Consider the following 14,757-nt stretch of genomic DNA (forward strand, 5'->3'; position numbering starts at 1 on the left):
AGGTACGTCGGCCCAGACGTCAGCCAGGTCAGCCGAAGCGTCACGTACGCCGGCCGAAACGTCAGCTACGCCGGGCGACGCGTCAGGCAGGGTCGGGCCGAAGCGTCAACGAGGTCGGCCGAGACGTCACGTACGCCGGCCGAGACGCCACCTACGTCGGGCGACACGTCACGTACGTCGGGCGACACGTCACGTACGTCGGGCGACACGTCACGTACGTCGGTCGACACGTCACATCGGTCGAGGCGTCACCTACGCCGGGCGACACGTCACCTACGCCGGGCGAGACGTCACCTACGCCGGCCGACACGTCAGGCAGGGTCCTGCCCGAAGCGTCAACTAGGTCGGCCGAAGCGTCAGGCACGTCGTCCGAGAACGCAAGTGTGGGCGACGAGAATGCACTCTCGTCGCCCACAGTTGACGCCTCGCCCGACCTGGCTGACGCCTCGCCCGACCTAGCCGACGCCTCGCCCGACCTAGCCGACGCCTCGGCCGACCTAGCCGACGCCTCGGCCGACCTGGCTGACGCCTCGGGAGGGTCAGGCGTGCTGGGTGACCGGCTTGAAGGAGGGCCTGGTCGCCTCGTACGTGGCGATGTCGTCGTCGTGGGACAGCGTGATGCCGATGTCGTCGAGGCCCTCGAGGAGGCGCCAGCGGGTGTAGTCGTCGATGTCGAAGGAGTCCTCGATGGCGTCGGGGCCCTCGCCAGCGCGGACGGTGCGCGACTCGAGGTCGACGGTGATCTGGGCGCCGGGGTTGTCGTCGAGGTAGTCCCACAGCTTCTGGACGACCTTCTCGTCGACCTTCGCGGCCAGCAGGCCGGCCTTGCCGGAGTTGCCGCGGAAGATGTCCCCGAAACGAGACGAGATGACGACCCGGAAGCCGTAGTCCATCAGCGCCCAGACGGCGTGCTCACGCGAGGAGCCGGTGCCGAAGTCGGGGCCGGCGACGAGGACGGAGGCCCCGGCGTACGCCTCGTTATTGAGCACGAAGGTCGGGTCGTTGCGCCAGGCGGCGAAGAGGCCGTCCTCGAAACCGGTGCGGGTGACGCGCTTGAGGTAGACCGCGGGGATGATCTGGTCGGTGTCGACGTTGCTGCGGCGCAGCGGCACGCCTACGCCGGTGTGGGTGGTGAACTTGTCCATGTCAGGCGCTCCGAAAATCAGGCTTTGGCGAGAGTCAGGTCGGCGGGCGAGGAGAGGGTGCCGCGTACGGCGGTGGCGGCGGCCACCTCCGGCGAGACCAGGTGGGTGCGACCGCCCTTGCCCTGGCGTCCCTCGAAGTTCCGGTTTGAGGTGGAGGCCGAGCGCTCGCCGGGGGCGAGGGTGTCGGGGTTCATGCCCAGGCACATCGAGCAGCCCGCGCCGCGCCACTCGGCACCGGCGTCGAGGAAGATCTTGTGCAGACCCTCCTCCTCGGCCTGGAGACGCACCTTGGCCGAGCCGGGGACGACCAGGAAACGGGTCCCCTCGGCGACATGGTGGCCCTGGATGATGTCGGCAGCCGTACGCAGGTCCTCCATGCGCCCGTTGGTGCAGGAGCCGAGGAAGACGGTGTCGATGTGCACCTCGCGCATCGGGGTGCCGGCCTCGAGACCCATGTAGGTCAGGGCCTTCTCCGCCGCGATCTTCGCGTCGGCGTCCTCGAAGTCGTCGGGGCTCGGGACGGCCGCGCCCAGCGGGACGCCCTGGCCCGGGTTGGTGCCCCAGGTGACGAACGGGGTGACCTCGGCGGCGTCGAGGACGATCTCCTTGTCGAAGGTCGCGTCCTCGTCGGTGACCAGGGACTTCCAGTGCGCGACGGCCTGGTCCCACTCGGCGCCCTTCGGGGCCTCGGGCTTGTCCTTGATGTAGGCGAAGGTGGTCTCGTCGGGGGCGATCATGCCGGCCTTGGCGCCCCACTCGATCGACATGTTGCAGATCGTCATCCGGGCCTCCATGGAGAGCTCACGGATGGCTTCGCCGCGATACTCCACGATGTAGCCCTGGCCACCGCCGGTGCCGGTCTTGGAGATCAGGGTGAGGATCAGGTCCTTGGCGCTCACGCCATCGGGCAGCGCGCCGTTGACCGTGACGGCCATGGTCTTCGGCTTGTCCTGCATCAGCGTCTGGGTCGCCAGCACGTGCTCGACCTCGGAGGTGCCGATGCCGAACGCGATCGCGCCGAACGCACCGTGCGTGGAGGTGTGCGAGTCACCGCACACGATGGTCATGCCCGGCTGGGTGAGCCCCAGCTGCGGCCCGACCACGTGCACGATCCCCTGCTCGGCGTCGCCGAGCGGGTGGAGACGTACGCCGAACTCCTCGGCGTTCTTGCGCAGCGTCTCGACCTGGGTGCGGCTGACCGGGTCGGCGATCGGCTTGTCCCAGTCGAGGGTCGGGACGTTGTGGTCCTCGGTGGCGATGGTGAGATCGGGGCGGCGCACCTTACGGTTGGCCAGGCGCAGGCCCTCGAAGGCCTGGGGACTGGTCACCTCGTGAATGAGGTGAAGGTCGATGTAGAGAAGATCGGGCTCTCCCGCGGTCGACCGGACGACATGCTCGTCCCACACCTTCTCCGACAAGGTCCTGCCCATGACACGTTCTCCATCTGGCATCTTTGGTCTGTAGTGGCCGGTGGCGGTTCGAGCGTCGATTCGCAATGTCAGATCCGCCACTTCCAGTCTGCTTCTCCGAGCCTAACGTTGCATCTCAGGTTCTGAGAAGTTAGTCTTGCGATATGGACAGTTCCAGCGGTGTGGGCGTGCTCGACAAGGCCGCCCTTGTGCTCACAGCTCTCGAATCCGGCCCGGCGACCCTGGCCGGCCTGGTGGCCGGGACGGGTCTCGCCCGCCCGACCGCACACCGTCTGGCGGTCGCGCTCGAGCACCACCGTCTGGTCGCCCGCGACATGCAGGGCCGCTTCGTCCTCGGCCCGCGTCTGGCCGAGCTCTCCGCCGCTGCCGGCGAGGACCGGCTGCTGGCCACCGCCGGCCCCGTCCTGGCCCGCCTGCGCGACATCACCGGTGAGTCGGCCCAGCTGTGGCGGCGCCAGGGCGACTTCCGCGTCTGCGTGGCAGCCGCCGAGCGTCCCTCCGGCCTGCGCGACACCATCCCTGTCGGCTCGCAGCTGACGATGCGCGCCGGGTCGGCCGCTCAGATACTGATCGCGTGGGAGGACCCCGAGCGCCTCCACCGCGGGCTGCAGAACGCCGCCTTCTCGGCGGCCGCCCTCTCCGGCATCCGCCGCCGCGGCTGGGCGCAGTCGATCGGCGAGCGCGAGGCCGGCGTCGCGTCGGTCTCCGCCCCGGTCCGCTCCCCCGGCGGCAAGGTCATCGCCGCCGTCTCTGTCTCCGGCCCCCTCGAGCGTCTCACCCGCCAGCCGGGCAAGATGCACGCTCCTGCTGTCCTGGCTGCTGCCGACCGGCTCTCGGAGTCGCTGCGGCGCGCGGCTGCTGAGTAGCGGCGCCGGATGCTCACCGAGGTAGCTCGGTGAGCATTCAGCCGCAGATCTCCCGCACCGCCTCGCGCACGGCCTTGAAGTCGTCCGCACGCGTCTGGGCCTCAGAGGACGCGACGATCACCGCCACGCGGTAGTCGTCGAAGAGCCGGGGCCGGGCCTCCTCGAGGTCACCGACGACCAGCACGATCACGCCGGCCGCGGTGCTCTCGGCGAACCGCACCGACCAGGTCGGCTGCTGGAGCCCACCGACGCGTTCGATGGTGTTCTTCGCCTCGTCGCTCGACACGTCCTGATCGCACCTCACGTGGCCGTTGACGAGCAGCTCGCTCTCGATCTCGCCCCGGCTCTCCCTCGTCACCGGCTCGGCAGGCTCGGTGGGTGAGGCGGGGGCCGCGGCCTCCCCGCCGCACCCGGCGAGGGCAGCCGCGAGCACGGCGGCCGCCAGCGGCGTACGCCACCACAGTCTCGGCATCAGAAGAGCGCACCGCTCTCCAGGCCCAGCAGCGTCGTCTTGCGGTCCAGGCCACCGGCGTAGCCGGTCAGGGAGCCGTCGGCGCCGACGACGCGGTGACACGGGATGACGATCGGGATCGGGTTCCGGCCGTTGGCGAGCCCGACGGCGCGCGCGCCGTGGCCGGTCAGCGACAGACGGCCGGCGATCTGGCCGTAGGAGCAGGTCGTGCCGTACTCGATCTGCCGCAGCTGCTCCCAGACCCGCTCCTGGAACGCCGTGCCGGCGGGCGCCAGCGGGAGGTCGAAGGTCGTCCGGTCACCGGCGAAGTACTCGGCGAGCTGTCGGGCACACTCCACCAGCAGCGGATCCGAGTCGGAGCGGTCGCCGAGCACCCGGCCGTTGGCATAGTCGGCCGGCATGAAGTCGATCGCGGTGATCGCGCCGTCGTGCGCGACCAGCCGGAGCTCGCCGACGGGCGAGTCGATGAGAGTCCACATCACAGTTTCTCCAAGGCAGTCAGTGAGGTCCACAGATAGAGCAGGGCGTACGAGCGCCACGGCCGCCACGCGGCGACGTCCGCCGCGGGCGCACCGAGCACTTCCAGCGCTCGTTTGATGCCGACGTCGGTCGGCAGGAAGACATCGGGATGGCCGAGTGCGCGCAGCGCGACGTAGTCGGCGGTCCAGGGGCCGACACCGGGCAGGCCGATCAGCTGCTCGTGCACGACGTCGCGGTCGGTGCCACGGTCCAGCTGGAGCTCGCCGGAGGCGAGCGCCGCGGCCAGACCGATGACCGCACGCCCCCGCGAACGAGGCATCGGCATGCCGGCCGGGTCGGCGGCGGCAAGCGCGTCGGCGGAGGGGAACAGATGCGTGAGGCCGTCGATGTCGGTCGCGATCGGGCGGCCGTGCTCGGCGACGATCCCGGCCAGCACCGTGCGCGCTCCGGCGACGGAGACCTGCTGTCCCACGATGGTACGCAGCGCCAGCTCGCCCCCGTCGACGGTGCCCGGCACCCGCAGCCCCGGTAGCGCCCGAGCCAGCGCACCGATCACCTCGTTCCCGACGAAGACGTCGCCGACCGCACGCGGGTCGCAGTCGGCGTCGAGCAGCCGGCGGGCCCGCTCGACGGCGGCGGTGGTGTCGCGCAGGTCGGCGAGCTTGAAGGTCGCGTGGACGAAGCCGGTCTCGCCCTCGGGGATGTCGGCGAGCTCGAGGCGCAGCGTGCCCGGCCCGTTGGGCAGGTCGAGCGTCCGGGCGAACCAGCGCCGCCCGTCCTCGACCCCGGCGACCTCGACGCCCGGCACCACGTGGTCGCGCAGGAAGGCGTGCAGGGCTCGGCCGGCGAACGGGGTGCGGACGGCGAGCCGCAACGCGATCGTCCCGTCGGCCCGGCGCCGCGAGCCACGGCGGCCGCGGAGCTCGGTCGGCGAGGCCGCATAGACCTCGCGGACGGTGTCGTTGAACTGACGTACGCTCGAGAAGCCGGCCGCGAAGGCGATGTCCGCGAAGCCGAGCTCGGTGGTCTCGACCAGCGTCCGGGCGGTCTGCGCGCGGCGCGCCCTGGCCAGCGCCAGAGGCCCCGCGCCGAGCTCGGTGGTCAGCAGCCGGGTCAGGTGGCGAGGCGAGTAGCCGACTCGGCGAGCCAGCCCCTCGACCCCTTCCCGGTCGACGACGCCATCGGCGATCAGGCGCATCGCGCGCCCGGCCAGCGTGGCGGCCACGTCCCACTCCGGGCTGCCCGGAGTGGCGTCGGGCCGGCAGCGCTTGCAGGCCCGGTAGCCGGCGGCCTGAGCCGCCGCCGCGGTCCGGTGGAAGGAGACGTTGGTCAGCGCCGGGGTCCGGGCCGGGCACGAGGGCCGGCAGTAGATCCCGGTGGAGGCCACCGCCGTGTAGAAGATGCCGTCGAAGCGCCGGTCGCGCGAACGAACGGCGCGATAGCACGATTCGAAGTCGAGTCCGTTCACGCTCGTCGTCCCATCCATGTCCACCATGTTGCCGCGTTCGGAAAGAAATTACGCGCGGTTTTCGGACAGTGCCTTCCTCATGGTTTCACAATGCCGTTACCTGAAGCAGCAACCTCTCGGCTCATTGGCGCGTACAACCTGTGTGGGCTGCGCACGGAGACGGTCTGCTCAGGCAGACGGTGAGGGAGGGTGATGAAGACCGAAGCGAGGTCGGGGACACGTACGGTCGTGCTCACCGTCGTGGTCACGATGCTGTTCCTGGCCGTCGGCACCGGCATCGGCACCTGGGCGTTCTATGACCATCTCAACCGCAACCTCGGCTCCGGCGGCGACATCCGCCACCTCGTCGACGAGCCCGAGAACGAGGACGAGGGCCCCAAGCAGCCGCTCAACATCTTGATCCTGGGCACCGACGGACGCGACTGCGACGGCTGCTCGATCGACGGCGAGGGTGGCTCCGGCGGCTCCGACAGCACGATCCTGCTGCACGTCGCCGCGGACCGTAAGTCGGCCTACGGCGTCTCGATCCCGCGCGACGCGCTCGTCGACCGGCCGGAGTGCACCGCCGCGGACGGCACCACGATCCCCGAGGCGAGTGGCGTGATGTGGAACGAGGCCTACTCCCTGGCCGGCCCGATCTGCACCGCCCGCCAGACCGAGCTGCTCACCGGGATCCCGGTCGACCACTACATCGCGCTCGACTTCGCCGGGTTCCGCGGGATGGTCGACGCCGTCGGCGGGGTCACGATCTGCATCCCCGAGGCGATCGACGACGAGGAGCACAACATCTTCCTGCCCGCCGGCACCCACAACCTGCGCGGCAAGCAGGCCCTCGACTACGTACGCAACCGCTCCTCGACCCCCAACGCCGACCTGGGCCGGATGCGACGGCAGCAGTACTTCCTCACCGCCCTGGCCACCAAGGTCCTCTCCGCCGGCACCCTGACCCGCCCGCGCCGGCTGGCCACCTTCGCCACCGAGCTCTCCCGGTCGATCACCACCGACATCGGCTCCGTCGCCGGGCTGGCCGACCTGGCCGGCGAGATGCGGGAGCTGGATCCCTCGACCATCGAGTTCGAGACCGTGCCCAACCGGGCCTACCCTGCCGGCGACCCCAACTGGGGCCGCCTGCAGATCCTCCCCCAGGCCGAGGAGCTGTGGGAGCGGATGCTCGAGGACCGTCCTCTCCACGGCGCGACGGCCTCGCCCACCCCCTCCCCGACAGCCGCCCCGACGACCTCACCGACGACCTCCGCCACGCCCGGAAATCCTGAGGTCAGCGCCTCACCGGACGAGGTCCCGGCCGACACGGTGACCCCCGAGGACCTGGAGAAGGACGCCGCCGACAACGGCCTGTGCTCGCCCGCCTGAATGTGATGTGATCCACTCACCTCATGACCAACACCACGGTTCCCGTCGGGGTCGGCGCCCTCACCTTCGATCAGGTCGTCGCCGTCGCCCGTCATCATGCCCCCATCACCTTGACCGACGAGTCGCTGGCCGCGATGGCGAAGAGCCGCGAGCTCATCGAGTCGCTGGCTCACGACACCCGGCCCCACTACGGCATCTCGACCGGTTTCGGCGCCCTGGCCAACACCTCGATCCCGCCCGAGCACCGCGCCCAGCTGCAGGCCTCGCTGGTCCGCTCGCACGCGGCCTCCTCCGGCGCGGAGATCGAGACGGAGGTCGTACGCGGCCTCATGCTGCTGCGCCTCTCGACCCTCGCCACGGGGCGGACCGGGGTGCGCCCCGAGGTCGCCCAGACCTACGCCGCCCTCCTGAACGCCCAGATCACCCCGGTGATCGGTGAGTACGGCTCGCTCGGCTGCTCCGGCGACCTGGCCCCGCTGGCCCACTGCGCGCTCGCGGCGATGGGTGAGGGCGAGGTACGCAACGCCGCCGGCGACCTCGTCCCCGCGGCCGACGCCCTGGCAGCCGCCGAAATCACCCCGGTGCGGCTGCGCGAGAAGGAAGGGCTGGCGCTGATCAACGGCACCGACGGGATGCTGGCGATGCTCGTCCTGGCCCTCGCCGATCTCGACGACCTGGTCGCCACCGCCGACGTCGCCGGAGCGCTGAGCATCGAAGGCCTCCAGGGCACCGACAGCGTCTTCGCCGAGGACCTCCAGGCCCTGCGTCCGCACGCCGGCCAGGCGACCTCGGCCGCCAACATCCGCGCGGTTCTCGCGGGCAGCGGCATCGTCGCCGACCACCGCGGCACCGGGTTCACCCGGGTGCAGGACGCCTACTCGCTGCGCTGCGCGCCCCAGGTCCACGGCGCGGTGCGCGACACCATGGCCCACGCCGCCCGGGTCGCCGAGACCGAGCTCGCCAGCGCGGTGGACAACCCGGTGGTCACGCTCGACGGCCGGGTCGAGTCCAACGGCAACTTCCACGGCGCACCGGTCGGCTACGTACTCGACTTCCTGGCGATCGCCACCGCCGACCTCGCCTCCATCTCCGAGCGCCGCACCGACCGCTTCCTCGACAAGGCCCGCAACCACGGGCTGCCGCCGTTCCTGGCTCACGACCCCGGGGTCGACTCGGGGCACATGATCGCGCAGTACACCCAGGCCGGGATCGTCTCCGACCTCAAGCGCCTCGCCGTGCCGGCGAGCGTCGACTCCATCCCCACCTCTGCGATGCAGGAGGACCACGTCTCGATGGGCTGGAACGCCGCCCGCAAGCTCCGTCGCGCGATCTCCGGGGCGCGCCAGGTCGTGGCCATCGAGATCCTCACCGCCGCCCGGGCGATCGACATGCGTGCGCCGGAGCAGCCCAGCCCCGTGGCGGCCGCGGTCGTCGAGCTGATCCGTGGGTTCGTCCCGGCCCCCGGCCCCGACCGCTTCCTCGCTCCCGACATCAAGGCGGTCGTGAACCTGGTCGAGACCGGTGAGCTGCTGGCGACGGCGCGGGACCTGACGCGGATCGTCTGACCGCTGCAGGCCGGCCGGCGGCCGCATTTCCCGTGATGGCGGGAAATGCGGCCGCCAACCCCGCCCAGATGCGGTGAGATGGACCACATGAGCGAACCACGCACTGTCCGCGCGGCCCGCGGCTCCGAGATCACCGCCAAGACCTGGCAGACCGAGGCCGCCAAGCGCATGCTGATGAACAACCTCGACCCGGAGGTGGCCGAGCGCCCCGACGACCTGGTCGTCTACGGCGGCACCGGCCGCGCCGCGCGGTCCTGGGAGGCGTACGACGCCATCGTCCGCGCCCTCGACGAGCTCGAGGCCGACGAGACGCTGCTGGTGCAGTCGGGCAAGCCGGTCGGCGTCTTCCGCACCCACGAGTGGGCGCCCCGGGTCCTGATCGCCAACTCCAACCTCGTCGGCGACTGGGCGACATGGCCGGAGTTCCGGCGGCTGGAGTCGCTGGGCCTGACCATGTACGGCCAGATGACCGCCGGCTCGTGGATCTACATCGGCACCCAGGGCATCCTGCAGGGCACCTACGAGTGCTTCGCTGCCATCGCGCGCAAACGCTTCGGCGGGACCTTGGCCGGCACGCTGACGCTGACCGGCGGCTGCGGCGGCATGGGTGGCGCCCAGCCGCTCGCGGTCACGCTCAATGAGGGCGTCGTGATCGTGGTCGACGTCGACGCGGCCCGCCTCAAGCGCCGGGTCGACCACGGCTACATGGACACGGTCGCGTCCTCCCTCGAGGACGCGCTCGCCCAGGCCGAGGAGGCCAAGAAGGCGCGTACGCCGCGCTCCATCGGTCTCCTCGGCAACTGCGCCGCGGTCTTCCCGGAGGTCCTGGCGCGTGGTGTCGAGGTCGACATCGTCACCGACCAGACCTCGGCGCACGACCCGCTCTCCTACCTCCCGCTGGACTACACGGTCGCGGAGTGGGCTGAGCGCGCCCAGGAGGACCCCGACGACTTCACCGAGAAGGCGCAGGCCTCGATGGCCAAGCACGTCGAGGCGATGGTCGGCTTCCTGGACCACGGCGCCGAGGTCTTCGACTACGGCAACTCGCTACGCGAGGGCGCGCGCCTGGGCGGCTTCGCCAACGCCTTCGCCTTCCCCGGCTTCGTCCCCGCCTACATCCGGCCGCTCTTCGAGGAGGGCCTCGGCCCGTTCCGCTGGGCGGCGCTCTCGGGCGACCCCGAGGACATCGCCAAGACCGACCGAGCCATCGTCGAGCTGTTCCCCGAGAACGAGGGGCTCAAGCGCTGGATCACCCAGGCCGGCGAGAAGGTGCACTTCGAGGGCCTGCCGGCGCGGATCTGCTGGCTGGGCTACCAGGAGCGTCACCTCGCCGGGCTGAAGTTCAACGAGATGGTCGCCTCCGGGGAGCTCTCGGCGCCGGTCGTCATCGGCCGCGACCATCTCGACTCCGGCTCGGTGGCCTCGCCCTACCGTGAGACCGAGGCCATGAAGGACGGCTCCGACGCGATCGCCGACTGGCCGCTGCTCAACGCTCTCCTCAACACCGCCTCGGGCGCCTCGTGGGTCTCCATCCACCACGGCGGCGGCGTCGGCATCGGCCGCTCCATCCACGCCGGCCAGGTCTGTGTCGCCGACGGCACACCTCTGGCTGCGGAGAAGATCGAGCGGGTCCTGACCAACGACCCCGGCTCGGGCGTCATGCGTCATGTGGACGCCGGCTACGAGCACGCGCGCGAGGTCGCCCGCGAGCGCGGCCTCACCATCCCGATGCTGGACTCCTGACCACAACCTTGCCGAGTCGGCTCGTCGGACTCACCCGCGCCGCTTGCCGAGCACCACCAGATAGCGGCACGGCTCGTCGGTCGGGTTGACGAAGACGCAGTCGGCCGGTGGACCCAGCTGCAGGCAGTCCCCCGCGTCGAGCTCGTGGACGAGGTCGCCCTCGACGAACCGCAGGTGCCCCGAGAGCACCCAGATCTGCTGCTCCTTGAAGGCGTACGCCGAGGCCGGCGCGGCCACCGACGCCCCCGCCGGGAACTCCACCTCGACCAGCTCCAGGATCCCGCGCGCGGGCGGCGAGACGGCCCGGCGTACATAGCCGGTCTCGGGGTCCCTCCACTCGGTCTGCTCCGATCTGCGAGCCACCCGAACAGCGTCGCCCTCGGCCCGAGCGATGAGCTCCGACAGGGTCAGCTCCAGCGCCCCGGAGAGCCGGGTGAGCAGGACCGCGGTCGGCTGGGCCTCGCCCCGCTCGATCTTCGAGATCATCGCCCGGGACACCCCGGACGCCTCGGCGAGGCCCGCGACGGTCATCCCGAGCGACTCCCGCGCCGACCTGATGTTGAACGCCAGGGCTTCACCGAACTTGTCACTATCGTCAGCCACGTGACTACTATAGGAGACATGCCTCCTGCCTGGACCATCCGCCACGCCACGCCCGCGGATGCGGCCGCCTGCGCGGCGATCTATGAGCCGTACGTCCGCAGCACCGTCATCTCCTTCGAGACCGAACCGCCGTCCCCCGAGGAGATGGCCGACCGCATCCAGGCGGCCCAGAAGGAGCACGCCTGGCTCGTCCTGGAGATCGAGACCGAGACCGGCCCGCAGGTCCTCGGCTACGCGTACGCCACCCAGCACCGCACCCGCGCCGCCTACCGCTGGGCCTGCGACGTGTCGATCTACCTCGATCGCGACCGGCGCGGCAACGGCGCCGGCAAGGCCCTGTACGCAGCCCTGTTCCCACACCTCAAGGAGCGCGGCTTCCACCGCGCACTGGCCGGGATCGCCATCCCGAACGAGGCCAGCCTCGGGATCCACCGTTCCTTCGGCTTCACCGAGGTGGGGACGTACCGCCGGATCGGCTGGAAGTTCGACGCCTGGCACGACGTCACCTGGATGCAGCTGGACCTGGACCCGGAGAACCAAGAAGCCCCGAGTCGATGACTCGGGGCTTCCCGTGCGTGGTACCCCCGACCGGATTTGAACCGGCGTTACCGCCGTGAGAGGGCGACGTCCTAGGCCGCTAGACGACGGGGGCTTGCACCTCCCGCGATGAACCTTTCGGCCTCGCGGGCAGGAGAAACATTACCGGATGACCCGGCGATCCCCCACATCGGGACCCCTCCACGCGGCGACCACATCCGCACCTGCAGCGGAGACGGAGCGGAAATGGAGAAGAGCCCCGAGTCAGTGACTCGGGGCTCTTCCTGCGTGGTACCCCCGACCGGATTTGAACCGGCGTTACCGCCGTGAGAGGGCGACGTCCTAGGCCGCTAGACGACGGGGGCTTGCAGCGGGTGAAACCTTAGCGAACCGCTTCGGTGACTCCCAAATCCTCCGGAGAGGATCCGCTGGGCTACTAGGACTCGAACCTAGAATAACTGGACCAGAACCAGTCGTGTTGCCAATTACACCATAGCCCATCGCCTTGCTGGACTATGCCTCACAAGAACGATTCGGCCTTCAGGATTTCTCCCTCGAACCGAGAGGAAACATTACCGGCGAGGTCCCCCGGCGACGAAATCGGCACGCCCATCTGCGTCAGCTCAGGGGCTCTTCGTCGTGGTGGAGAGGCCCGCTGATCGCGCGGCCCACACGGTCAGCGCCAGGAAGACGCCCGACTGGACCAGCGTGACCGGAATCCGCCACCACGATCCTTCACTGGTGTTGAGCACCGTCGAGATGTCGCCGAAGGCGACCGCCATGCCGAGGCTGACGAAGTTGTTGAGGACATGCATCGCGATGCCCGCCTCGATGCCACCGGTGGCGATCACACAGATTCCGGCGACGATGCCGAAGGCGAACCGGTCCAGGAACAGCGGCAGGTCCTGGGAGCCGTGGGCGAAGGCGAAGAGCAGCGCGGTGATCGTCACCGAGACGGTGCGCGCCCAGGCCATCCCCCCGAACAAGGACCCGAAGGTCTGGAAGATGTAGCCGCGGAAGAGATACTCCTCCCCCGCTGCCTGCAACGGTGTGAGGAGAACGATCACGAGCACGAAGTCGCGCATCGTGCTCGTGTAGGGGTTGAGCGTGCTGGGCCCGAGGTCGTCGCCCGGGATCGGCAGCCGGGAGGCGATGATGATCGTGACGACCATCGTGATCGCCGCGATCCCGAGGCACTGGAGCAGCCACGGCCAGCGGATCCTCCGCTCGACCGAGGCCAGCCATCCCGGCCGCAGCCCGTGCAGCGCCCAGCACAGCAGCATCGCCGCCGGGATCGCCCCGGCCAGCGAGAGCAGCAGGAAGGCCAGCGACTCCGGGGTGACGTTCTCCACGTCGGCGACATTGGCCATCCCCGTGGCAACGTTGTCACCGGCGAGCATGAAGAAGAGCTCGAACCCGGCCAGCACCACCGCCGGCGAGACGAAGAAGACGCACAGTCCGATCAGGATGAGTCCGATCAGGGGCCGCCCCCAGCCGCTGCGCCCGCTGCGCTGCACCTGGTAGTACGCCAGTCCCGAAGGCGGCTCCATGACCGTGCTCATCCTGTCCGACCTACTTCCCGAGAACCGCCTTCAGACGGCCCAGCGTACGCTCCCGACCGAGCAGCTCCATGGATTCGAACAGTGGCGGGCTGATCCGTTTGCCGGTCACCGCAACCCGCACCGGGCCGTACGCCTTGCGCGGCTTGAGCCCGAGGCCGTCGATCAGGGCCGCGGTCAGCGCGTCCTGGATCTCGGCCGTCGACCACGTGTGGAGACCGGTCAGCGCAGTGTAGGAAGCCTTGACGACACCCAGGCCCTCCTCGTCGAGGAGCTTGGCGGCATCCTCCTCGTCGAGCGCGAAGTCGGCCTCCGGGACGAAGAGGAACCGCAGCATGTCGGAGGCCTCGCCGAGCTTGTTGATCCGCTCGGCGACCAGCGGCATCGCGGCCTCGAGCATCTGCGCGTCGGCATCGTTGACCGGGTCGCTGATGATCCCGTCGGCCTTGAGGTAGGGAATCACCCGGTGGGTGATCTCCTCGACCGGCAGCAGCCGCATGTGGGAGGCGTTGATCGCCTCCGCCTTCTTGATGTCGAAGCGGGCCGGGTTCTTGACCACGTCGGAGATCTCGAAGGCCTCGACCATCTCCTCCATCGTGAAGATGTCGCGGTCGGCGGCGATCGCCCAGCCGAGCAGCGCGACGTAGTTGAGCAGCCCCTCGGGCAGGAAGCCCTCCTCGCGGTACTTCAACGCGTGCGCCTCCGGGTCGCGCTTGGAGAGCTTCTTGTTGCCCTGGCCCATGACGTAGGGCAGGTGACCGAACTCCGGGGCACGCTCGGCCAGGCCGACCTCGACGAACGCGTCGAAGAGCGCGATCTGACGAGGGGTCGAGGAGAGCAGGTCCTCGCCACGGAAGACGTGGGTGATGTTCATGGTGGCGTCGTCGACCGGCGCGGTGAGCGTGTAGAGCGGGTCGCCGTTGGCGCGCGCGAGCGCGTAGTCGGGGACGTGCTTGGTCTCGAACGTCACCTCGCCACGGACGAGGTCGTCGAAGGTGATCGAGCCGTCGGGCATGCGGAACCTCGGCACCGAGGTGCGGCCCTCCGCCTCGTACGCCTTGATCTGGTCCTCGCTCAGGTCGCGACAGTGGTTGTCGTAGCCCTGGGTCGGGGCCTCGCCCTTGATGCCCTCGGCCTTCGCGGCCTTGTAGGCGGCGAGCCGCTCCTCGTAGCGGGCGGTGGTCTCCTCGCCGGTGCAGTAGCACTCATAGACGTAGGAGGAGGCGCGCAGCCGGGCGAGCGCGTCGGCGTAGATCTCCGAGCGCTCCGACTGGCGGTAGGGGCCGTAGGGGCCGCCGACCTCGACGCCCTCGTCCCAGTCGAGGCCGAGCCAGCGCATCAGGTCGATGAGCCCGTCGTAGGACTCCTGGGTGTTGCGTGCCTTGTCGGTGTCCTCGATGCGGAACACGAAGGTGCCGCCGTGGTGTCGCGCGAAGGCCCAGTTGAACAGGGCCGTGCGGACCAGGCCGACGTGGGGCGAGCCGGTCGGCGAGGGTGCCATCCGGACCCGGTAGTCCT

14 protein-coding genes and 3 tRNA genes are annotated in these 14,757 nt (G+C 70.0%); 5 read left to right on the forward strand and 12 right to left on the reverse strand.

Translation table 11 applies throughout. The features are described 5' to 3' along the window. Positions 1-65: 65 nt before the first annotated feature. The 3 genes from ACZ6WN_RS19220 to leuC all read right to left on the reverse strand — a co-directional run bounded on the left by ACZ6WN_RS19220 (position 66) and on the right by leuC (position 2,575). On the reverse strand, positions 66-230 hold the full coding sequence (locus tag ACZ6WN_RS19220) for a hypothetical protein (protein ID WP_465866802.1): 165 nt from the start codon (positions 228-230) through the stop codon (positions 66-68). Between the two features lie 309 nt (positions 231-539). Continuing rightward, positions 540-1,145 (reverse strand): 3-isopropylmalate dehydratase small subunit, encoded by a 606-nt coding sequence (leuD, locus tag ACZ6WN_RS19225; protein WP_465866804.1) that lies wholly within the window; start codon positions 1,143-1,145, stop codon positions 540-542. Between the two features lie 17 nt (positions 1,146-1,162). Then, positions 1,163-2,575 carry a 3-isopropylmalate dehydratase large subunit gene (gene leuC, locus ACZ6WN_RS19230; RefSeq protein ID WP_465866805.1) on the reverse strand — a complete coding sequence of 471 codons (1,413 nt, stop codon included), beginning with the start codon at positions 2,573-2,575 and terminating at the stop codon, positions 1,163-1,165. Between the two features lie 143 nt (positions 2,576-2,718). On the opposite strand from leuC, the gene ACZ6WN_RS19235 reads away from it, so the two are divergent. Further along, on the forward strand, positions 2,719-3,441 hold the full coding sequence (locus ACZ6WN_RS19235; protein ID WP_008358359.1) for an IclR family transcriptional regulator: 723 nt from the start codon (positions 2,719-2,721) through the stop codon (positions 3,439-3,441). 37 nt (positions 3,442-3,478) lie between these two features. Here ACZ6WN_RS19235 and ACZ6WN_RS19240 read toward each other — a convergent pair whose 3' ends face one another. From ACZ6WN_RS19240 to ACZ6WN_RS19250, 3 genes are read right to left on the reverse strand one after another with little or no spacing between them, the layout of a single operon-like run. Next, a complete protein-coding gene (locus ACZ6WN_RS19240) occupies positions 3,479-3,913 on the reverse strand; it encodes a hypothetical protein (protein WP_465866807.1) in 435 nt (144 codons plus the stop codon). Next, entirely contained in the window at positions 3,913-4,392 is a 480-nt protein-coding gene (locus ACZ6WN_RS19245) for a methylated-DNA--[protein]-cysteine S-methyltransferase (protein ID WP_357336633.1), read from the reverse strand. Before ACZ6WN_RS19245 ends, ACZ6WN_RS19240 begins: the two co-directional genes overlap by 1 nt. Next, positions 4,392-5,879: a DNA-3-methyladenine glycosylase 2 family protein gene (locus tag ACZ6WN_RS19250; protein ID WP_465866809.1), complete on the reverse strand. Its 1,488-nt coding sequence runs from the start codon at positions 5,877-5,879 to the stop codon at positions 4,392-4,394. Before ACZ6WN_RS19250 ends, ACZ6WN_RS19245 begins: the two co-directional genes overlap by 1 nt. 174 nt (positions 5,880-6,053) lie before the next feature. Between ACZ6WN_RS19250 and ACZ6WN_RS19255 the strand changes: the two genes are divergently transcribed. The 3 genes from ACZ6WN_RS19255 (at position 6,054) to hutU (ending at position 10,540) form a co-directional block, all read left to right on the forward strand. After that, entirely contained in the window at positions 6,054-7,232 is a 1,179-nt protein-coding gene (locus tag ACZ6WN_RS19255) for an LCP family protein (RefSeq protein ID WP_465866811.1), read from the forward strand. A gap of 23 nt (positions 7,233-7,255) precedes the next feature. Continuing rightward, on the forward strand, positions 7,256-8,797 hold the full coding sequence (hutH, locus tag ACZ6WN_RS19260; RefSeq protein ID WP_465866813.1) for a histidine ammonia-lyase: 1,542 nt from the start codon (positions 7,256-7,258) through the stop codon (positions 8,795-8,797). 87 nt (positions 8,798-8,884) lie between these two features. Continuing rightward, a complete protein-coding gene (hutU, locus tag ACZ6WN_RS19265; RefSeq protein WP_465866814.1) occupies positions 8,885-10,540 on the forward strand; it encodes a urocanate hydratase in 1,656 nt (551 codons plus the stop codon). A gap of 30 nt (positions 10,541-10,570) precedes the next feature. On the opposite strand, the gene ACZ6WN_RS19270 is transcribed toward hutU, so the two are convergent. After that, positions 10,571-11,143, reverse strand: a complete 573-nt coding sequence (locus ACZ6WN_RS19270) for a helix-turn-helix domain-containing protein (protein ID WP_465866815.1) — start codon at positions 11,141-11,143, stop codon at positions 10,571-10,573. An 18-nt stretch (positions 11,144-11,161) separates the two neighbouring features. On the opposite strand from ACZ6WN_RS19270, the gene ACZ6WN_RS19275 reads away from it, so the two are divergent. Further along, positions 11,162-11,701 (forward strand): arsinothricin resistance N-acetyltransferase ArsN1 family B, encoded by a 540-nt coding sequence (locus tag ACZ6WN_RS19275; protein ID WP_465866816.1) that lies wholly within the window; start codon positions 11,162-11,164, stop codon positions 11,699-11,701. An 18-nt stretch (positions 11,702-11,719) separates the two neighbouring features. Here ACZ6WN_RS19275 and ACZ6WN_RS19280 read toward each other — a convergent pair. The 5 genes from ACZ6WN_RS19280 to gltX form a co-directional block, all read right to left on the reverse strand. Then, positions 11,720-11,795: transfer RNA gene (locus ACZ6WN_RS19280), tRNA-Glu, on the reverse strand. Positions 11,796-11,969: 174 nt separating this feature from the next. Beyond that, positions 11,970-12,045 (reverse strand) — tRNA-Glu (locus ACZ6WN_RS19285). Between the two features lie 63 nt (positions 12,046-12,108). Next, positions 12,109-12,180, reverse strand: a tRNA-Gln gene (locus ACZ6WN_RS19290). A 123-nt stretch (positions 12,181-12,303) separates the two neighbouring features. Continuing rightward, complete coding sequence (locus ACZ6WN_RS19295) at positions 12,304-13,242, reverse strand: lysostaphin resistance A-like protein (protein ID WP_465866817.1); 939 nt, start codon at positions 13,240-13,242, stop codon at positions 12,304-12,306. Between the two features lie 10 nt (positions 13,243-13,252). Next, positions 13,253-14,740, reverse strand: a complete 1,488-nt coding sequence (gene gltX, locus ACZ6WN_RS19300; RefSeq protein WP_465867245.1) for a glutamate--tRNA ligase — start codon at positions 14,738-14,740, stop codon at positions 13,253-13,255. Positions 14,741-14,757: the final 17 nt, after the last annotated feature.

The sequence above is a fragment of the Nocardioides sp. NPDC054178 genome, assembly GCF_055585005.1.